Origin of the sequence: Dyella choica (genome assembly GCF_003977665.1) — a bacterium.
In the GTDB taxonomy this organism is placed as follows: Bacteria; Pseudomonadota; Gammaproteobacteria; order Xanthomonadales; family Rhodanobacteraceae; genus Dyella_B; species Dyella_B choica.
In genome coordinates, this window is record NZ_RYYV01000005.1 from 228,975 (window position 1) to 247,650 (window position 18,676).

General features: G+C 61.6%; 16 protein-coding genes and 1 tRNA gene. 12 read left to right on the plus strand and 5 right to left on the minus strand.

Translation table 11 applies throughout. The annotated features are described in order from the left end of the window. Nucleotides 1-31: 31 nt before the first annotated feature. Together EKH80_RS08705 and EKH80_RS08710 are read right to left on the minus strand one after the other, a co-directional pair. Nucleotides 32-2,314 carry a DUF1631 domain-containing protein gene (locus EKH80_RS08705; protein ID WP_126684340.1) on the minus strand — a complete coding sequence of 761 codons (2,283 nt, stop codon included), beginning with the start codon at nucleotides 2,312-2,314 and terminating at the stop codon, nucleotides 32-34. A 209-nt stretch (nucleotides 2,315-2,523) separates the two neighbouring features. After that, nucleotides 2,524-2,796, minus strand: a complete 273-nt coding sequence (locus tag EKH80_RS08710; RefSeq protein WP_126684341.1) for a Trm112 family protein — start codon at nucleotides 2,794-2,796, stop codon at nucleotides 2,524-2,526. 66 nt (nucleotides 2,797-2,862) lie between these two features. Here EKH80_RS08710 and purE point away from each other — a divergent pair, with 66 nt between their 5' ends. From purE to EKH80_RS08725, 3 genes are all read left to right on the plus strand, one after another. Next, nucleotides 2,863-3,366 carry a 5-(carboxyamino)imidazole ribonucleotide mutase gene (purE, locus tag EKH80_RS08715; protein ID WP_126684342.1) on the plus strand — a complete coding sequence of 168 codons (504 nt, stop codon included), beginning with the start codon at nucleotides 2,863-2,865 and terminating at the stop codon, nucleotides 3,364-3,366. Further along, nucleotides 3,363-4,511 (plus strand): 5-(carboxyamino)imidazole ribonucleotide synthase, encoded by a 1,149-nt coding sequence (locus EKH80_RS08720; protein ID WP_126684343.1) that lies wholly within the window; start codon nucleotides 3,363-3,365, stop codon nucleotides 4,509-4,511. The genes purE and EKH80_RS08720 overlap by 4 nt, the downstream gene beginning before the upstream one ends. Nucleotides 4,512-4,731: 220 nt before the next feature. Further along, nucleotides 4,732-5,631: a DUF2167 domain-containing protein gene (locus tag EKH80_RS08725; protein WP_126684344.1), complete on the plus strand. Its 900-nt coding sequence runs from the start codon at nucleotides 4,732-4,734 to the stop codon at nucleotides 5,629-5,631. A gap of 85 nt (nucleotides 5,632-5,716) precedes the next feature. Here EKH80_RS08725 and EKH80_RS08730 read toward each other — a convergent pair whose 3' ends face one another. Next, nucleotides 5,717-6,298 (minus strand): superoxide dismutase, encoded by a 582-nt coding sequence (locus EKH80_RS08730; protein ID WP_126684345.1) that lies wholly within the window; start codon nucleotides 6,296-6,298, stop codon nucleotides 5,717-5,719. 110 nt (nucleotides 6,299-6,408) lie between these two features. Between EKH80_RS08730 and grxD the strand changes: the two genes are divergently transcribed. From grxD to EKH80_RS08775, 9 genes are all read left to right on the plus strand, one after another. Further along, nucleotides 6,409-6,735: a Grx4 family monothiol glutaredoxin gene (grxD, locus tag EKH80_RS08735; protein WP_126684346.1), complete on the plus strand. Its 327-nt coding sequence runs from the start codon at nucleotides 6,409-6,411 to the stop codon at nucleotides 6,733-6,735. Continuing rightward, the gene (locus EKH80_RS08740; protein WP_126684347.1) at nucleotides 6,732-7,505 is read left to right on the plus strand and encodes an SDR family NAD(P)-dependent oxidoreductase; all 774 of its coding nucleotides are present in this window, start codon (nucleotides 6,732-6,734) and stop codon (nucleotides 7,503-7,505) included. Before grxD ends, EKH80_RS08740 begins: the two co-directional genes overlap by 4 nt. 55 nt (nucleotides 7,506-7,560) lie before the next feature. Next, complete coding sequence (locus EKH80_RS08745) at nucleotides 7,561-8,157, plus strand: YhgN family NAAT transporter (RefSeq protein WP_126684458.1); 597 nt, start codon at nucleotides 7,561-7,563, stop codon at nucleotides 8,155-8,157. Nucleotides 8,158-8,354: 197 nt separating this feature from the next. Next, on the plus strand, nucleotides 8,355-10,067 hold the full coding sequence (gene olsF, locus EKH80_RS08750; RefSeq protein WP_126684348.1) for a bifunctional ornithine lipid synthase OlsF: 1,713 nt from the start codon (nucleotides 8,355-8,357) through the stop codon (nucleotides 10,065-10,067). A 545-nt stretch (nucleotides 10,068-10,612) separates the two neighbouring features. Next, nucleotides 10,613-13,078, plus strand: a complete 2,466-nt coding sequence (locus tag EKH80_RS08755; RefSeq protein ID WP_126684349.1) for a TonB-dependent receptor — start codon at nucleotides 10,613-10,615, stop codon at nucleotides 13,076-13,078. A gap of 199 nt (nucleotides 13,079-13,277) precedes the next feature. Beyond that, nucleotides 13,278-14,678: a nucleotide 5'-monophosphate nucleosidase PpnN gene (gene ppnN, locus EKH80_RS08760; RefSeq protein WP_126684350.1), complete on the plus strand. Its 1,401-nt coding sequence runs from the start codon at nucleotides 13,278-13,280 to the stop codon at nucleotides 14,676-14,678. A 67-nt stretch (nucleotides 14,679-14,745) separates the two neighbouring features. Further along, nucleotides 14,746-14,822: transfer RNA gene (locus tag EKH80_RS08765), tRNA-Asn, on the plus strand. A 263-nt stretch (nucleotides 14,823-15,085) separates the two neighbouring features. Beyond that, on the plus strand, nucleotides 15,086-15,568 hold the full coding sequence (locus tag EKH80_RS08770; RefSeq protein WP_126684351.1) for a lysozyme family protein: 483 nt from the start codon (nucleotides 15,086-15,088) through the stop codon (nucleotides 15,566-15,568). 71 nt (nucleotides 15,569-15,639) lie between these two features. After that, nucleotides 15,640-16,173 (plus strand): hypothetical protein, encoded by a 534-nt coding sequence (locus EKH80_RS08775; RefSeq protein WP_126684352.1) that lies wholly within the window; start codon nucleotides 15,640-15,642, stop codon nucleotides 16,171-16,173. Between the two features lie 136 nt (nucleotides 16,174-16,309). On the opposite strand, the gene EKH80_RS08780 is transcribed toward EKH80_RS08775, so the two are convergent. Together EKH80_RS08780 and EKH80_RS08785 are read right to left on the minus strand one after the other, a co-directional pair. Then, nucleotides 16,310-16,927 carry a GNAT family N-acetyltransferase gene (locus EKH80_RS08780; RefSeq protein WP_126684353.1) on the minus strand — a complete coding sequence of 206 codons (618 nt, stop codon included), beginning with the start codon at nucleotides 16,925-16,927 and terminating at the stop codon, nucleotides 16,310-16,312. Between the two features lie 271 nt (nucleotides 16,928-17,198). Further along, nucleotides 17,199-18,641, minus strand: a complete 1,443-nt coding sequence (locus EKH80_RS08785; RefSeq protein WP_126684354.1) for an amino acid permease — start codon at nucleotides 18,639-18,641, stop codon at nucleotides 17,199-17,201. Nucleotides 18,642-18,676: the final 35 nt, after the last annotated feature.

Genomic DNA, 18,676 nt, shown 5'->3' on the forward strand with positions numbered 1-18,676 from the left:
GGTTGGGGTGATAACCGCAACCTGCTTATGATCAGGGCGATTCGCCCGGACGGGCCTCTTCGTGACTCAGGCGGTCCACGATCGCATCCATGGCGCGATCGAACAGCGCATTGGATGCCAGGATCCGTGCGCGGCCCTCCGCCATCACCAATGCCAGCTCATACGGCGAGAAATCCCCTACCTTCAGGCCACGGCGATTGACGAACAGGTACCGTCCGCTCATCGGACTGACCCATGACAGCTTGGCGCGCTCGAAGTGCTCGTCCTGGCCAATGAATTCCAGCCAGGTACCTGGCTTGAGTGCCTTTACCTGCTCGAGCTGTTCCCGCACATCCGGCGCAATGGTGTCTTCGGCCGGATCGTTGGTCGAATCTTCCTCCAGGTCCGCCGCGCTCTCGGCGATCGGCTGGATGCTTTCCGGAATCGGCAGCGGCGCGGGTGCGGTTGCCGCGGCTTGCGGTTGTGCCGGTGCAGGTGCCGCTTCGCCGAGCTGCTGGCGATAATAGCCATGCAACTGGGCGAGCAGCTTCTCGATGTCCGCTTCCTGGAAGGCGACATTCGCCAGGCCTTTGCGCAATGCGCGCTCGATGCCCGGCAGTAGTTGCCGCAGGTCGCGCTTGGCTTCCGGCGTGCGCACCGGCTTGCTGCTGGCGATGAAGGCGTCGATGAAACGCAGCGCTTCGCGGAATTCGTTCGATTCCTCGCCCTTGCGCAGAATGGTGAGCACCAGATAGTTCGCCCACGCGCGCGACAGTACGCCGTGAATCAGCGGCGGCAATACGTTGTCGCCGATGCGGTTGAGGATTTCGCGCGCGGCACGGCGGCGCGCCTGCTCCAGTTTCTCGCGGCCGCGGGTGGACTCGGCCACGCGCTGCTCGGCGAGCTCGGAACGGCGGCGGTTCGATTCCTGGAACTGCTGCAATTCGGCCGACAGACGATCGAAGATCGTCATGTCATCGTCGAATTCCTGCATCAGGCGTTCGACGATGGCCTTCACGGTGTCGTGCAGGCGGCCATCGCGGTCCGATTCCTCCGACCAGCTCTTGGCCGCTTCGGCCAGGCCGTCCAGCAAGCGGCGCGCCGGGTGCTGGCGATGCGCGAACAGCTTGCGGTCGAGGATCGCGGCCTTGAGATAAGGAATCTGCAGGCGCGCCAGCAGCACCTGCATTTGCGCCGGCAGGTTGCGGTCTTCGAGAATGAACTCGAACAGCATGCCGACCAGATCGATGGTGTCTTCATCGATGGTGGCGATCTGTCCCGGACGCTGGCCGCGCAGCGAGCCGAGCTGCGACATCAGCTGTTCCTTCAGCTGCAGCACCTGCTCGGCGATGTCCGGCGTGTTCGTGGTCGCAGCTGGCTGCGGCATCGGCAGCATGGCCGCCTGGCTTTGCAGCACGCTGAGCGCGCCGATCAACTCGTTGGCGGTGGGCAGCGGGCCTACAGTCATCGCCGACAGCGGCACATTCGGGTGTGCGCGGCGCGCGCTGAACAGTGCGCGCAGGGTCTGCAGAAGTTCGGCTGAAGCCTCGCTGTCATCAGCCGGAAGCGGTTGGGGAACCTCGCCGGCAGCAACAGCTCCCCCCGTAGCAGCAGCGCCACTGCGTGACACCTCGTGACGCAACTGCGGCAGCACGCCCGCGCGCATCAGTTCGGCGTTTACTTCCTGGTACAGTTCTTCCAGCGCTGCCATCACATAGCGATCGAACAGCTTGTAGATGATCAGCTTCACGCGCATGTCGGCGCTCAGCTCGCGCATCGACTGGCGGAATGCCTGGGAGAGCATGGCCGGGCCGATCGGATTGGTGGCGTCCTCGATGCGCGTACCGCCGCAGATCACCGACAGGCGCTGGTTGACGGCGAACAGGTCGCGCGTCAGGCGCGTCTCGTTCTTGCCGATCATGCTGGTGATGGCCAGCGACTCCTCCAGCTCGTTGTCAGCCACCAGCGAGAGCTCCACCGAGCCGGGTACCGGTGCTGGGGCGCTGGGGCCGCCGCCAGCGGAGCGGGTGCCGCCGGCAAAGTCGTTCAACTCGCGCGATACCAGGGCCAGGAAGGCGCGCTCGATCACCGGCCGGCGCTTGCGTACCTCACGCATACCGTCGAAATAATGCATCTGCGCAGCGTTGTTCTCCGCCTTTTCGGCCAGGTCGAACAGGGCGTCGTCGACGTGCTCGAACATGTTGCCGATGAGCTGCTGCAGGCGGCGGGAGGAGATATTCCGGACAGCATTCAACAGGTCGCCTCCGCGTCCACTGGAAGGGTCCAGTCGCTGGCCAAGATTGACGACATTGGAGGATTCATTGGCTTCTTTCATCGCCACACCCCTGTGGTTGGCTGGCTAGGCCGTCGTTGATTGCTGCCGACAATGGCTGCTGATCGCCTTTGCCGACCGCGAACGATCGTTACAGGGATGCTGCCGATGCCTGGAACATAAGCGAAAATCTGTTTCACCGCCATGTCCCAAGTCATGCTTTCGTGTACTGTCGATCCAGCCGGCGCGAAGATACCTGAACGAGCAGGCGTTTAGGCGCCGGTGGGGAAATCCGTGAACTGGGTGGTGCCGATGCCCTCCTCGGGCAGCATCACCGGGATCCCGTCCTCGACCCGGTAGATCACCTTGCGGTCGACCGTGATCAAGCCCTCGGCCACCCGACTCTGAACCGTGCCCCCGGCGACATTGAGCACCTGGCCGCCATCGATGGCCTGGTTCAGGGCGGTCAGTTCGCTGACGTTGAGAGGGCGCACCGGCGTCTTGCTCACCGGGCAGCAGAGGATGTCGAGCAGGCGTTTGTCCATGGAAACGGCAGGTATCGTTGCAATGCGGCGAAGTCCGTACAATAGCCCCTTTTGGGCGACCGGGCCATGACGGAATCAGCTTCAGCACCGCGGGTAGGTGTGGTGATGGGATCGCGTTCGGATTGGGAAACCATGACGCACGCCGCCGAGGTGCTTGAGCAACTGGGCGTGCCGCACGAGGTGCGGGTGGTGTCCGCCCATCGCACGCCGGATCTGCTGTTCCAATATGCCGAGCAAGCCATGCAGCGCGGCATCCAGGTGATCATCGCCGGCGCCGGGGGCGCGGCCCATCTGCCGGGCATGCTGGCGGCCAAGACCCGGCTGCCGGTGTTCGGTGTGCCAGTGCAGTCCAAGGCTTTGAATGGCATGGACTCCTTGCTTTCCATCGCACAAATGCCAGCCGGCATTCCGGTCGGTACGCTGGCGATCGGTCGTGCCGGGGCGTGCAATGCAGGCTTGCTCGCCGCTGCCGTGCTGGCTCTGCACGACCCGGCCATTGCCAAGGCTCTGGAAGCCTATCGGGCGCGTCAAACCCAGACCGTTCTGGACAACCCGGACCCTCGTTCGTGAGCACACGTCAAACGCAATCTGTGTTGGGCATTCTCGGCGGCGGCCAGCTCGCCCGCATGCTGGCTATTGCCGCGGCCCCGCTGGGAGTCAAAACCCTGGTCGTGGACAGCGCCGCCGATGCCTGCGCCGGGCAGGTGGCCCCGCTACGCCTGGCCGACTGGACGGATTTCGCCGCGCTGGAAAAATTTGCGGCCGAGGTCGACGTGGTCACCTTCGATTTCGAAAATGTGCCGGCCGACACTGCGCATTGGCTGGCCGAACGCGTGGCGGTGTTTCCGAACCCGCGGGCGCTGGCCGTGGCGCAGGATCGCTTGGCCGAGAAAACGCTGTTCCGCGAATGCGGTTTGCAAACGCCTGCGTTCGAAGCGGTCGATACGCGCGAAGATCTGGAGCGCGCCCTGGCCAAGGTCGGCGTGCCCTCCATCTTGAAGACACGCCGCCTGGGCTACGACGGCAAGGGCCAATTCCGCATCAAGCAGCGCTCGGACGCGGACGCGGCTTGGGAAACGCTGGGCGCCAACGCGCATGGATTGATACTTGAAGCCTTCGTGCCGTTCGAGCGCGAACTCTCCGTGCTCGCCGTGCGCACGCGCCATGGCGATTTCCGCGTGTGGCCGCTGACCCAGAACTGGCATACCGATGGGGTGCTGAGCATGAGCCTCGCGCCTGCGCCGGAAGTCGGAGCATTGCAGGCGCGCGCGGCGGCTTTGGCGCGCACGCTGGCGGAGCAATTGGATTACGTAGGTGTGTTTGCGCTGGAGCTGTTCGTCAAGGACGGCGAATTGCTCGGCAACGAAATGGCGCCGCGCGTGCACAACTCTGGCCACTGGACCATCGAAGGCGCCATCACCAGCCAGTTCGAAAACCACGTGCGCGCGGTGCTGGGTCTGCCGTTGGGCGATACCTCGGCGCGGGGTTGCTCGGCGATGTTCAACTGGATTGGTGAATTGCCGGATGCCACGCCGGTGCTGAATAGCGTTGACGGCCATTGGCACGATTACGGCAAGCAGTCGCGTCCCGGGCGCAAGGTGGGGCACGCCAACGTATGTGCACAGGACGCAAAGACCTTGGCGGCACGCGTAGCCGAGATTGCGCGAGCGTTGCAGCGCCAAGACCAGGCAGCACCTGCGCTGCAGGTGCTCTGACGGACGAGGGTGGCGTAGGCTGGAGTGGCAATTCCAGCGTCGCGCGGGTTGCATCATGGCAATGCCGGGTTTCGCAACCCAGCCTACGATTGCCACCCCAGCCGCTCTCTCCCCCAGCCCATGTCGCGCATGGCATGATGGCCCTTGATCCGCGCCGACGGCTTGGCTTGAAGCGCGGCCATTCTGCGGATTTCTCCGCGACAACAGGGCACAAGGAACCATGAAATCGATTCGCCTGCTATTAGCGGCGTTGGCGTTGTGCGCAGCCAGCGTCCATGCACAAACCTCTCCGGCCGACGCCGGCGCCACCCAGGACAAGTCCGCGCAACTGCTCGCCTCGCTCAAGCCCGAACACGGCACGATCAAGCTCCCTAACGGCATTGCCACGCTTGAGCTCAACGGCGATTTTTACTATCTGTCACCCAACGACGCCGAGCGCCTGCTCACGCAGGGCTGGGGAAATCCGCCGGGCGACAAAACCTTGGGGATGATCATTCCGCAGGCAGTAAGTCCCCTGTCCGACCAGGGCTGGGGTGTGGTCATTACCTATAACGACGATGGCCATGTTTCGGACCAGGACGCCGCCAAGATCGACTACACCAAGTTGCTCAAGGACATGCAGGAGGCTGACGAGAGCGACAACGCCAAACGCAAGCAGGACGGTTATGCCGGCCTGCATTTGGTGGGCTGGGCCGAGCCGCCCTATTACGACGCGCAGAGCCACAAGATGTACTGGGCCAAGGAACTGAAGGCCGATAACGCCAACGGCAATACCCTGAACTACAACATCCGCGTGCTCGGCCGCAAAGGCGTGCTGGAACTGACCGCGGTGGCCGCGATGGACGATCTTCCCAAGATCAAGCAGGAAATGCCCAAGGTGTTGGCCTTCACCAATTTCGACCCAGGCAACCGCTATACCGACTACAACGCCAGCACCGACAAGCTTGCCGCTTACGGCCTGGCCGCGCTGGTCGCCGGCGGCATCGCCGCCAAGGCGGGTCTGTTCGCCAAGCTGGGCGTGCTGCTGCTGGCCTTCAAGAAATTCATCATTATCGGCATCGCTGCGGTGGGTGCTTTCCTCCGCAAGCTATTTGGCCGTGCCAAGAAGCCGGCAGCATAGGGCGATTCGCAGCCGCCGGTAGAGTTAAGCCTTATCCGCTCCCTCCCCTGCGTGTAGCAGGGGAGGGAACATCATGCCGCGTGAATCAGCCAAGATTCTTCGCGGCGAAATCCCAGTTCACCAGCTCCCAGAACTTGTCCACATAGCTCGGGCGCGCATTGCGGTAATCGATGTAGTACGCGTGCTCCCACACGTCGATGGTGAACAACGGCTTGTCGCTGCCGGTGATCGGGGTGGCGGCGTTGGAAGTGTTGACGATGCCCAGCGAGCCATCCGGGCGCTGCACCAGCCAGGTCCAGCCCGAACCGAAGTTGCCGACCGCGGATTTCTTGAATTCTTCCTTGAACTTGTCGAAAGAACCGAACGCCTTGTCGAGCGAATCGGCCAGTTTGCCGGTGGGCTTGTTGTCGCTGTTCGGCGAGCGCATGGAATGCCAGTAGAAGGTGTGGTTCCAGATCTGCGCTGCGTTGTTGAACACGCCACCGGAGGACTTCTTGATGATGTCTTCCAGCGTCGCGCCTTCGAACTCGGTGCCCTTGATCAGGTTATTGAGATTGGTCACATAGGCCTGGTGGTGCTTGCCATAGTGAAACTCCAGCGTTTCGGCCGAAATGTTCGGCTCCAGCGCGTTCTTTTCGTAGGGCAGCGGGGGAAGTTCGATCGCCATGGGTCAGCTCCTGGGCGTTGGCTAAGGGTAACGGGGATGCCGCCCGATCGGACGCCGGGCCGGCTGGTACACTACTAAGCTGGCTGCATTGTAGTGATGAAACCCAAGTTATGGACGTCAATGAGCGAATCAAGGCGGTGCTGGCCGAGCACCCCATCGTGCTTTTCATGAAGGGCACGCCACAGGTCCCGATGTGCGGGTTCTCCGCTCGCGCCGCGTTGGCACTTACCGAGGCGGGTGCGACGTTCCATGCGGTGAACGTGTTGGCCGATCCGGAAATCCGTGCGGCCCTTCCGCACTACGCCAATTGGCCGACTTTCCCGCAGCTGTTCATCCAGGGCGAATTGATCGGCGGTTGCGACATCGTCGAAGACCTCAAAGCCTCCGGTGAACTGGCACGCATGGCGCGTGACGTGGCAGGGGAAAGCCACGTATGAGTTTGAGCCTGCCGCAGCATCGCTTGCCCGTGGCCTGGGCGCCCGCCGCCAATGAACTGGACGGCCATGTGGTTCTGGTCACCGGTGCCTATGGTGGATTGGGCAGTGCCGTGGCGCGCGCCGTGGCCCGCGTTGGTGCCACGGTGGTGATTACCGGCAAGCGCAAGCGACAGCTTGAGCAGCTCTACGACGCCATGCGGCGCGAAGGCTTGCCTGAGCCGGTGATCCATCCGCTCGATCTGGAAACCGCCACCCCTCGCGATTACGAAGCACTGGCCGAAGGCTTGCAGCGCGATCTGGGCCGGCTCGACGGCATTGTGCATGCCGCAGCCAGCTTTGCCGGCCTGATGCCGATGGCGATGCACAAGCCGGACGCATGGCTGCGCAGCTTGCACGTCAATGTTTCCGCGCCGTTCGCGCTTACTCAGGCTTGCCTGCCTTTGCTTACGGCCGCGCCCGATAGCGCAGCGGTGTTCGTGCTGGATAATCCCGAGCTGGTGCAGCGCGCGCACTGGGGCGCGTACGGGGTGTCGAAAGCGGCATTGGAGCGTTTCGTGGCGATCCTGCACGAAGAGCATGACGAAGGTGCGTTCCGCGTGCATGCGCTGTTGCCTGCGCCGATGCGGACCACCTTGCGCCGCACGGCGTATTTCGGTGAAGACACTTTGCAGCATCCGCTTCCCGATGCCACCGCGGAAGCCGTGGTGTATCTGTTGAGCAGCAAGGCGGCCGCCGCGCGCGGCGGTGTGCTCGATCTGCGCATGGCATGATCACGCGCCGCATGCTGCGTACCAATAATAAGAAGGAGAGCGCATGCAAACGCAGATGACCACCTTGTCGGCGGCGATCCTGCTGTTCCTGATCATGGATCCGCTCGGCAACATTCCCATCTTCCTCAGCCTGCTCAAGGATGTGGCGCCCAAGCGCCGGCGCGCGGTGATGGTGCGCGAGCTGATGATCGCGCTGGGGGTCTTGCTGATCTTCCTGATGGGCGGTCAGCTGATGCTCAAGCTGCTGCAGCTGAGGCAGGAATCGATCAGCATCGCCGGCGGCATCGTGCTGTTTCTGATCGGCATCCGCATGGTGTTTCCCCCCGCCGAAGGCGGCATCTTCGGGCGGGCGGGCGAGGGGGAGCCTTTCATCGTGCCGCTGGCGATACCCGGCGTGGCCGGTCCTTCGGCGATGGCCGCCTTGCTGCTGCTCACCAATACGGAGCCGGGCCGCACCGCGGATTGGGCCATCGCCCTGCTGTGCGCATGGCTGGCCACGGCGGTGATACTGTTGAGTTCCACTTATCTGTTCCGCTGGCTGGGCGAGAGCGTGCTCACCGCACTGGAGCGGGTGATGGGCATGCTGCTGATCGCCCTGTCGGTGCAGATGTTCCTGGGGGGCATCGCGGCCTATCTGCATCTGGCGGTTTGAGCCGCATGAAAGCCAGCTACGGCAGCTAGCAGAATCAATGCGATAGGTCATGGGAAAGGGGGGGATTGAACAAGCTCTTAAGCTTTGCCCCCAAGCCCCTCGTGTATTCTTGCGCCGGCCGAGAGTTTGGCCGCGCTATTTCTCGCAGTTGTCACACTTGATCGGCAACATGGATCTGAAAATTAAGGGAGGCGGTCATGCTTCACGTCGAACAGGCCCTTACCGAACGGCTGCCGTGGCTTGCACAACATCCCCTGATTCGTAGGCCCGTCGCCGGGGTGTTGGGTCGCCTTGCCGACGAGGCGGGTTTCAATCGGGTGCTCACCGCGCTGGCCGACACGAAGGGTTTTGACTTCGTCGACAAGGTGCTGGATTTTCTCGGCTGCAGCTATCACGTCGTGCAGCGCGAGCGGGAACATATTCCGGTCGAGGGCGGCGTGATGGTCGTCGCCAATCATCCGCTGGGCATGCTTGACGCAATGGCCCTGCTGCAGCTGGTCGGCTCGGTGCGCCAGGACGTACGCATACTCGGTAACGACTGGCTTGCAGCCGTTCCACAGCTGGGTCCTCTGCTGTTGCCGGTAGACGTGTTCGGCAGCGGCGCGGCGTCGCGCTTGCGGAATGTCTACCGTGCGCTGGAGCGTGGCGAAGCGCTGATCGTTTTCCCGGCAGGCGAAGTGTCACGCATGGGGCCGGCCGGTGTGCGCGATGGCCGTTGGGCCGATGGTTTCGCACGGCTGGCCTTGCGCAGCAAGACGCCAGTGCTGCCCATTCACGTGGCCGCACGCAATTCGGCCATGTTTTATGGCTTGTCGATGCTGGCCAAGCCGCTCAGTACCGCCATGCTGCCGCGCGAGGCGGTGGCTACGCATGTCAGCCGTATCGGGTTCAGCGTAGGCGCGCTGGTGAGTGCGGATGAATTGGCCAAGCGCAGCGGCGACGATGCCCAGCGAGCAGCTAACCTGATGCGCCGGCACGTGTATCGCATCGGGCGTCGCCGCGGCCTGATCTTCGGCGGCCAGGTGGCGCTGGCTCATCCTGAGCCGGTCGATCGCGTGGCGATGGAATTGGCGCAGAGCGAGAAGCTCGCCGATCTCGCCGACGGCAAACAGCTATTCGTGCTGCGCGGACAAACCGACGGCGCCGCGTTGCGTGAGATCGGCCGACTGCGTGAACTCACCTTCCGTAAGGTAGGCGAGGGCACCAACACGCGGCGCGACCTGGATGCCTACGATGCCCATTACGAACACCTCGTGCTGTGGGATCCCAAGGTGCTGCGCATCGTGGGGTCTTATCGCCTCGGTCATGGCGGGCGCCTGATCGCCGCGCGAGGCATGAACGGCCTGTATACCGCCAGCCTGTTCAATTATTCGCCTGCGTTGGAGTCGCGGCTGGCGCAAGGGCTGGAACTGGGGCGTAGCTTCATCGCACCGGCCTATTGGCGGTCTCGCGCCCTGGATCAGCTGTGGCAGGGCATCGGCCTGTACCTGCAGCATCATCCGGAGCTGCACTATCTGTTTGGCCCGGTGAGCATGTCGGTCAACCTGCCGCGCCAGGCGCGCGAGTGGATCGCGGCGGCACATCAACACTACTTCGGCGCGCCTGGACTGGCCTCGGCCCGCCAGCCGTTCAAAGTTTCTGCGGACGTGCTTGAAGGCGTGCGCCGTGAGCTGGAGGGCCTGGACCCGGCCAGCGGCCTGGGCAAATTGCGCAATCACCTGGATGCCCTGGGCGTAAGCCTGCCCGTGCTGTATCGCCAGTACGTTGACCTGGTCGAACCCGACGGCGTGCAGTTCCTGGATTTCGGCGAAGACCCCAGCTTCTCCGGCTGCGTCGATGGCCTCGTCATGCTGGATCTGTCCCGCCTGAAGCCGGCCAAGCGCACTCGTTATCTCGGCAAGGGTGCCTGAACTCCCCTTTCCCTTACTGCTTGCAGCGGAGGGGTGGCTGGGATGGCAATCTTAGGCTGGGTTGTAAAACCCAGCATCGTCATGCCTGCAGCCTGTGCGATGCAGGGTTGACTATTCTTGCCTTGTCGTACGGGTGCGCGCCGCGCAAGGCGGCCCCACCCGGGTCTTCACAAATGCGATACATCTGTAAAATTGATGTAAAGAAAATATGAGATTGTGCTAAGGTATCGCTAAGGATACGCGCACCGCTTCTTCTACCCCGAGCGCCCGCAAATGGCCGGGGACGAAGTATGAATCAGCTTACACGTGTGTCGTACAGGGATCTGTCATAGGGCCGGAGTCGTTGTGCTTCGTCCCGCCGCAAAAACCACAACGTAGGGTTCCAATGAGGCCACCCGGCTCACGCAGCAAATGAGCCCCGAGCCTCTTTGTGTGTGGCAAAGGCCCCGAGAGGGCGGCTGATCTTGTGTTCGCAAGCGATGTCCGAGCGGTCATCCAGCGGTGCCAAAGCAATTCAAATCAATAATCGGACTACGGGGCTTTACATGAAACGTACGCATCTTTCCGCAGCGATTGCCATGGCCTGTTGCCTTTCCACGGGCGTAGCGCTGGCACAGACGGCCAACGACCAAGGCCAGTCGACCACCAATACGCAGCAGCGCGCATCCGTATTGAGCACGTCAAACACGACCAATGACACGGCTACCAAGCGTGGCGCGCAGCAGCTGAGTGAAGTGCTGGTGCGGGCGGACTCGCTGTCGCTCGGCGGTGGCTTGATGTCGGTGCAGGAAGCACCGAAGGCAGTGTCCACAATCACGCGCGATGCGATCGTCAAGTCGGCCCCGGGCGCCACCTTCGTGCAGGCCATCGACAGTATTCCCGGCGCGGTCACCTCGACGGATGACTACACCGGCCTCAATGACGGTACCGCCGCCATCCGCGGCTATACGCTGGACGAAATCGGTGTGACGGTGAACGGTGCGCCGATCAACGACAGCGGCAACTACAAGATCTACCCGACCGAGTACGGCGACACCGAGAACATGGGTGACATCACCGTGCAGCAGGGTTACCCGGACAACGACATGCCGATTCCCGGCGCAGCCGGTGGCTCGATCGCGTGGGTTACGCTGGATCCGTCCCATAAGGGCAGCTTTGATTTCAGTCAATCGTTCGGCAGCAACAGCTATCGCCGTACGTTCTTCCGTTTGAACACGGGCGACCTCGGCCCGGTGCGTTCCTGGGTTTCCTATTCCAATAATGAGGTCAATCTCTGGCGCGGTCCGGGCAATTCACACGTGACCAAGGTTGATGCCAAATCGGTGTGGACCATCGACGCGGACAACACCATCTCCGCCGCGGTGCAGTACAACCGCGAAATCAAGACCAATTACGAATCGTTGACCAAGGCTCAGGCGCAAACTGATTACAAGCAGAGCTACCTGGGCACCTACGTGCCGGGCCAGACCAACAGCAACTTCTACCGGCTGCACCAGAATCCGTTCGTGAACTACCTGGCCAGCCTGGACGGCGAGTTCAAGCTGTCGGACAACCTGCACCTGTCGGTGGTGCCGTACTTCCAGTGGGGCGAGGGCGGTGGCGGTTCGGGTACCACTTTCAGCGAGTACAACGGCAAGGGTTCCAACCAGCCGCTGTTCAAGGTCGTGAACTATGACCTCAACGGCAACGGCAAGATCGACAACAAGTACTCCAACGTACTGGTCAATTCGTTCAGCTATTCGTACACGTACCGCCCCGGCGTGATTGCCAAGTTGAATCAGGACTTCGGCCTGAACAACAGCCTCGAATACGGCGTGTGGTATGAGCGCCCTCGCCAGTCACAGGGACAGGTGTTCGTTCCAGTCGACTACAACACGGGTACGCCGTTGGATCAGTGGGCCGGCAATGCTAGCCTTATCCGCTACTCCAATGGCGTGGTGCAGAAGACCTACGACCAATACACCACCACCACCAACACCAAGGTCTTCGTCACCGATACCTGGACGCCCACCGATCAGCTGACTTTGACGGGCAGCATCGCTTATGTGTGGTCCAAGCGTGATGGCTTCATGTTCGAATACCCTGGTTCCACCGGTTCGCTCACCAGCAAGCTGGCGGTCAGCACCAGGAATGCTGCGTATGGCGGCGCGGCCACCCAGACCTTTCACGACTTCACGCCGACCTTCGGCGCCAAGTACCAGTTGAACGAGCAGAACCAGTTCTATCTGGGCTATGGCCACACCTTCCGCGCGCCGATCAACGGCGCAGTGCTGTCAAACGCGTTTGCCAACTACGGCGCGAACCCGGTGGCGGTGAAGCCGGAAAAGGCCGACACGCTTGATCTGGGCTGGCGCTACTACGGTGACAAGATCTCGGCAAACGTGGACGCCTACGCATCCAACTTCCATAACAAGCAGATCTCCGGTTATGACCAGAACACCGGGCTGACCGTGTACGTGCCGCTCAACCGCGTGCACCTGCGCGGCCTCAACTCCGAAGCCAGCTACAAGCTCACGGATCAGTTCTCGATCTACGGCTCGTACTCCTACACGCAGGCGCGTTTGCAGGACAACATCAATAGCCTTGGCGACGGCATTTACTACACCCGCGGCAAGACGATGCTCGCCACGCCCAAAAACCTGGTGTACACGTCGTTGAATTACAACTACGGTCCGTTCTGGGCGCAGCTGAATGCCAAGTACACCGGTTCCCAGTGGGGCGACTGGTCCAACACGGAAAAGGTGGGTGGCTATACCACGTTCAACTTCAATGCCGGCTGGAACTTCCCGGATCTGGGCAACTGGCTGCACAAGCCGTACATCAAGGTCAACGTGTACAACCTGGCCGACCGCAAGGCGCTCACCTACGCCAGCAATGTCAGCTCGTTCCTGGCCGCCAATCCCACCGGCCGCAAGGACGTCAACGGCGTGACTCTGTTCGCTTCCGCGCCGTATTACACGCTGTTGCAGGAACGCACTTACATGGTGACCTTCGGCGCTTCGTTCTTCTAAGACGCATGCTGGGTCGGGCTGAGGGGCAGCCCAGCGTTAAACTTCATCCCGGCGATCGAACGCCCTGCCTTCGGCAGGGCGTTTTTTTATGCGCGGACCCAGGCGGCGTTGACGCACTGCACCAGAAGGGGGATGCTAGGCGGCCGCCCATGCGACGCGGCCCGCGCAGCGGAGAGCAATACCAGGAGACAATCGACCCATGAACGACACCCAGCTCGACAGGGCCGGCAAGCCCGCTACGGTAAGCGCCCGCATTTCACCCGCCGGTGGCCTGGATATCCTTTCCCGCAACGAAGTGGTGCGCTTGCGTGATGCGAGCGGTTCGGGCCTGCATGGACTGCTGCGCCGCTGCGCGCTCGCAGTGCTCACCTCGGGCGAAGTCGGCGATGATCCGCGCGGCATGTTCGAGCAATATCCGAATTTCGACATCCAAGTGCTGCAGCAGGATCGCGGCATCAAGATCGAGCTCTCCCATGCGCCGGCCAAGGCGTTCGTCGACGGCCAGATCATTCGTGGTATCAACGAGTTGCTGGTCGCCGTGGTGCGCGACATCGTTTATGTGGCCACGCAACTGGAACAGGGCGCATTCAATCTCGAGGACACGGTAGGCCTTACGCATGCGGTGTTCGAAATCCTTCGCAATGCGCGCATCCTGAAGCCGCAGATCGATCCGAACCTGGTGGTGTGCTGGGGCGGTCATTCGATCTCGCGCGAGGAATACGAATACACCAAATCCGTCGGCTATCAGCTCGGTCTGCGCGGCATGGATATCTGCACCGGCTGCGGCCCGGGTGCGATGAAGGGGCCGATGAAAGGCGCCACCATTGCGCACGCCAAGCAGCGCCGCCGCAAGAACCGCTATATCGGCGTGACCGAGCCCGGCATCATTGCGGCCGAATCGCCCAATCCGATCGTGAACCAGCTGGTGATCATGCCGGATATCGAGAAGCGTCTCGAGGCGTTCGTGCGCATGGGACATACCATCATCGTGTTCCCTGGCGGCGTCGGAACGGCCGAGGAAATCCTCTATCTGCTCGGCATCCTGCTGCATCCGGACAACGCGGGCATTCCGTTTCCGCTGATCTTCACCGGCCCCAGGCAGTCGGCTGCCTACTTCGAGCAGATCGACACCTTCCTGCGCCTGGCGCTGGGCGATGAGGTCGCGCAGCACTACAAGATCATCGTGGACGACCCGATAGCCGTGGCCCATGCGGCGGCGCGTGGCACCGACAAAGTGCGCAATCACCGCCTGGACAACAAGGACGCCTTCTTCTTCAACTGGTCGCTGAGCATTCCCCTGGCATTCCAGCAGCCCTTCGTTCCTACGCACGCAGCCATGCGCGCGCTTGCCATCCAGCGCAAGCGCCCGCGCCACGAGCTCGCAGCTGACCTGCGCCGAGTCTTCTCCGGCATCGTCGCAGGTAACGTGAAGGACGAAGGCGTACGCGCCATCGAACAGTACGGCCCGTTCGAGATCGACGGCGAGCCGGAGATTATGCGGGCCCTGGACCGGCTGCTGCAGGCTTTCGTCCAGCAGCACCGCATGAAACTGCCTGGCGGCAGCGCGTACGTGCCTTGCTACCGCGTACTCACCAGCTGAACCGGTGGGGGGCATTCCGGCACGGCTTGACAGTCCCGAGGCGATTCTCCAAACTACGTAGCTCCCCGCCCGAATAGCTCAGCCGGTTAGAGCACTTGACTGTTAATCAGGGGGTCGTTGGTTCGAGTCCAACTTCGGGCGCCATATTCAGAAAAAGGGCCTACCTCGTGGTAGGCCCTTTTTTTTTCGGGTGATCTTCAGCCGATCAAGGCTGCGTCGATGGACAGGCCTCGGCACTGGGGCCATTGCCTACGCCCTGCTGGAAGTGAACTAGTCGTTCCACTAATCTAGCCTCGCTCCATTGGGCCATGCTCGCATGGCGCTGCAATGGGAGCTGTGCTTAAGAATGTTACTAAAGAGGCGCTAGATGGCGCCTTTGGACACTACGTTCAAACAGGATGTTGGATATGGCCAGGATCTTATCGCAGAGTGACTTCAACGACGTCAATGTAAAAGCTTTTTTAAAATTGCTCCGTTATTGTGAGCACGGCAAAGAGGACGACGGCGTCTATTATGTCGTTTATGGCGGCGACCGCTTTACCGACACGAAAGAACATCCTCATATCGTTGTGTACGATAAGAGCGACAAAGCCAAAAAGCATCCGCATACCCCTGCAGGGGCCTACCAGATAACGTATTCGACCTGGGTGGGCGCGAAAAAGCTGGGCGTTGTTTCCGACTTTACACCCCTTCAGCAAGATAAATTGGCCGTATGGATCATCGCCAGCCAGGACGCCCTGGATGACGTCAAGGCCGGACATCTCGAAGTCGCTTATGGCAAGTTGAAAGGCCAATGGTCTTCACTGCCCGGGGCTTCGCAATCCCACGTCAGCGCTGCTGACGCCAAGGCGCGATTTGATCGTTACGTTGCCGAATATTCAAAAAAATAGCAGAAGCCATTTAAGAGGGCTGAGATACCGAGGTATTGCGGCCATCAAGGTGGGTTGTAAAGGGAGTGATCATGCGGAAAATCTGGACCCTATTTACGGCTGGTTTTTGCGTGCTGGCGGTGGGGAGGGGGCTGGCAGATGCCTCCGCTCCCTCCACGTCCCATCGCGTTGAGAAGAACCTCACGTGTGGCGATGCGCAGCTGATCGCCCAAACCGACTACGTCACGCTCCCTGACGTACAAAAAGTGGTTTGGACAGCGCAGTCCATCACCCTGAAGAACTCCCACAGCCTTGCCCCGGTCCCGCTCGTACTGGAGAGCAAGCCCTTGCACCTCGCCTACTACCCCCAGGGGACCGCACTGGACAGCGTTATACTCGGCTGGACTTGCCTCAAAACGAGCAGCGGAAAGCGCTACATTTTTCTAGCCTATACCTGTACGCCAAGCCCCGAGCGCCCCGACTGCAAGGAGGAGGACGAATCCGGCAATTGGGACCGTGTCTTGGACACCTCGGGTAAACGCTTGAGTGATCAGCAACGCGAGCGCCTGGGCGTCAATAGCGCGATCGGCGACCATCTGAAGCTCGAAGGCACGACGGAAGATTGATGCCGCAGGCCGGCGAGGAAGCAGGGACAATCTGTTTCGTAGTCAAGTTGGCTCCGCTTCCAGGAAGGATTGCAGTCGCTTTGCGATGAGCTGCGTGAGAAACGAATGCATCAGGTTGGATGGCTTGCGCGAGCGCTCAAGCAGCGTGGGCCGAAGCTTGCGCTTTGGTTTGTTTGTCTTGGATGCCTGCGTTGAGCTGCATGCGAGCGAGCGGAGCATAATGGGCTTGCCATTCCCATCGCTCCGGAGCGTGGATGCGTTGCCCGTTAGCTATCGTACATTCGACAGATTTATGTGTGCGCACGAAGCCCAATTGCTTCAACAAGCGGACCATCACTTGTGATTTGGTTGTGCAGTAGCACTCCAGTGACCCTCCCGCTGGGGTGTGCCTTTGAAAATAGGTGACTAGCGCCCGTCCGACGCCTTGCCGGCGCCACCTCTCGTCCACTACCACCACTTCGATCGAGGTCAGTGAGGCGCTAGTGCTATATAGGGCGGCTCCCACCACCTCGCGACGGTGACGGACCACAACAAAGTGGGTCGTTGTTGCGGCGCGCCAAGATGGCAAAAGGTGTGCCAAAATGGCTTTGGCGCAGCGTGCGCCATACTGCCTTTCGGTCATGGGCAGCGAGCAGAACTGCGTACCGAAATGCTGGCGCCAGGCGCCTGACACCACTTCGGAAATGAAGAAGAAGATGTCACGCGGCCGCCCTGGCTCCACTTGAAAATCTCGGTCAGGGCAGGCGCGCAACATCGATTCACCACATTGGTCAGAGCAATCCGCTTGCCGGGGATACTACTGGTGGTCCAAACGGACAGGTTGCCGTAAGGTTGACGTGTCGGCTGATAGAGTGATATGCATCACATTAAAATAGTGATAAAGCTCCCATTATTCCCCAGCTATGCCGGTTGAGGGAGTAAGCGGAGACTTCTGGCCGTGGTCGCGAGTGCCCGAAGCCGCTGCGATGATCGCAGCGACGGGTGGGGCGTACCCAGCCGCCGCTGGGAGACCCCCGGCCATGGCTCTACGCTCGATCGGGAATGTCGCAATGATCCTGCGATATATCTGCAGAGCCGCTCAAGCGACTGTGATGCCGCCCATACGCGAAATACACCAGCAGGCCCAATAACAGCCACAGGCCGAAACGCCAGTAGGTGATGTTGGGCAATCCCCAGATCAGCCAGCAGGAGAAGCCCACGCCGATCATTGGCACCCACGGGACCAGCGGCGTGCGGAACGGGCGCTGCAGATGCGGTTGGCGCCAGCGCAGCACTGCCACAGCGCTGCAGATCACAATGAATGCGCCTAGCACACCGATATTCACCAGCTTGGCCAGCTCGTTCAGCGGAAACAGGCCGGATGCGATCGCCGTGACCGCACCGAGCAGAAAGGTAGTTCGGTGCGGCGTATGCCAGCGTGGATGCACTTTGGCGTACCAGCCCGGCAGCAGTCCGTCGCGCGACATTGCGAACCAGATGCGCGCGCCAGCCAGCAAGTTGGCGAAGATCACGCTGGTGATTCCGCAGATCGACGCCAGCGAAATCGCCACCATCACCTGCGGCAGTCCGATCGCCTTGAACGCGGTGGCAACCGGTGCGGGAGTATTCAGCGTCGCGTAGGGCACGATTCCGGTGAGCACCAGGCAGATCGCGAAATAAAGCAGCATCGCAATGCTGAGCGACAACAGCACGGCGCGAGGCAGATCGCGTTGGGGGTGGCGCGATTCCTCCGCTGCCGTAGTAAGTTGGTCATAGCCGAATACTGCGAAGAACACTACTGCTGCACCGGTAACCACGCCGTGCATGCCGAACGGCATGAAGGGGTGCCAGCGCTCAGGCTTTACGAAGGCAAAGCCGGCAATGACGATGGCTGCGGCAGCAGTAATCTTGATGGCCACGATCGTGGTGTTGAAGCGCGCCCCCCAATGCATGCGCATTGCAAGCAGCAGGGTGATGGCGAGCGAGACCACCACGGCGGGCAGATTGAACAGGCGTCCTGGCGCGCTGCCATAGGCACCCTGCGCCCACACCGGTAGCGCAATGCCGGCCGCATCCAGCAATGCCTGCACGTAGCCGGACCAGCCCACGGCGACCACGGCAGCGATCAATGCATATTCAAGCAGCAGATCCCAGCCGATGATCCAGCCGGCGAATTCGCCCAGCACGGCATAGCCGTAGGTGTAGGCACTGCCGGAAACCGGGATCAGTCCGGAGAATTCCGCATAGCACAGCGCTGCCGCGCCGCTGGCGATGCCGGCCAATAGAAACGACAGCAAGACCGCGGGTCCAGCTTGCGTGGCCGCTACTGTACCGGTGAGCACAAAGATGCCTACGCCGATGATGCCACCCAGGCCAATGGCGGTGAGCTGCCACAGGCCAAGCACGCGCTGCAGTCCACGGCGTTCCCCTGCTTCCCGTTGCATGACATCGAGCGGCTTGCGCCGGATCATGTCGGTTAGCCAAGTCATGGGTTGCCCCTCCTCTCAACAGGCAAGCGCGAAAA

Bases quoted from the DNA above. Each gene is read 5' to 3' on its own strand.
- EKH80_RS08705 (WP_126684340.1), bottom strand. From the start codon at position 2,314: ATGAAAGAAGCCAATGAATCCTCCAATGTCGTCAATCTTGGCCAGCGA.
- EKH80_RS08710 (WP_126684341.1), bottom strand. From the start codon at position 2,796: ATGGACAAACGCCTGCTCGACATCCTCTGCTGCCCGGTGAGCAAGACG.
- purE (WP_126684342.1), top strand. From the start codon at position 2,863: ATGACGGAATCAGCTTCAGCACCGCGGGTAGGTGTGGTGATGGGATCG.
- EKH80_RS08725 (WP_126684344.1), top strand. From the start codon at position 4,732: ATGAAATCGATTCGCCTGCTATTAGCGGCGTTGGCGTTGTGCGCAGCC.
- EKH80_RS08730 (WP_126684345.1), bottom strand. From the start codon at position 6,298: ATGGCGATCGAACTTCCCCCGCTGCCCTACGAAAAGAACGCGCTGGAG.
- grxD (WP_126684346.1), top strand. From the start codon at position 6,409: ATGGACGTCAATGAGCGAATCAAGGCGGTGCTGGCCGAGCACCCCATC.
- EKH80_RS08740 (WP_126684347.1), top strand. From the start codon at position 6,732: ATGAGTTTGAGCCTGCCGCAGCATCGCTTGCCCGTGGCCTGGGCGCCC.
- EKH80_RS08745 (WP_126684458.1), top strand. From the start codon at position 7,561: ATGACCACCTTGTCGGCGGCGATCCTGCTGTTCCTGATCATGGATCCG.
- olsF (WP_126684348.1), top strand. From the start codon at position 8,355: ATGCTTCACGTCGAACAGGCCCTTACCGAACGGCTGCCGTGGCTTGCA.
- EKH80_RS08755 (WP_126684349.1), top strand. From the start codon at position 10,613: ATGAAACGTACGCATCTTTCCGCAGCGATTGCCATGGCCTGTTGCCTT.
- ppnN (WP_126684350.1), top strand. From the start codon at position 13,278: ATGAACGACACCCAGCTCGACAGGGCCGGCAAGCCCGCTACGGTAAGC.
- EKH80_RS08770 (WP_126684351.1), top strand. From the start codon at position 15,086: ATGGCCAGGATCTTATCGCAGAGTGACTTCAACGACGTCAATGTAAAA.
- EKH80_RS08775 (WP_126684352.1), top strand. From the start codon at position 15,640: ATGCGGAAAATCTGGACCCTATTTACGGCTGGTTTTTGCGTGCTGGCG.
- EKH80_RS08780 (WP_126684353.1), bottom strand. From the start codon at position 16,927: ATGTTGCGCGCCTGCCCTGACCGAGATTTTCAAGTGGAGCCAGGGCGG.
- EKH80_RS08785 (WP_126684354.1), bottom strand. From the start codon at position 18,641: ATGACTTGGCTAACCGACATGATCCGGCGCAAGCCGCTCGATGTCATG.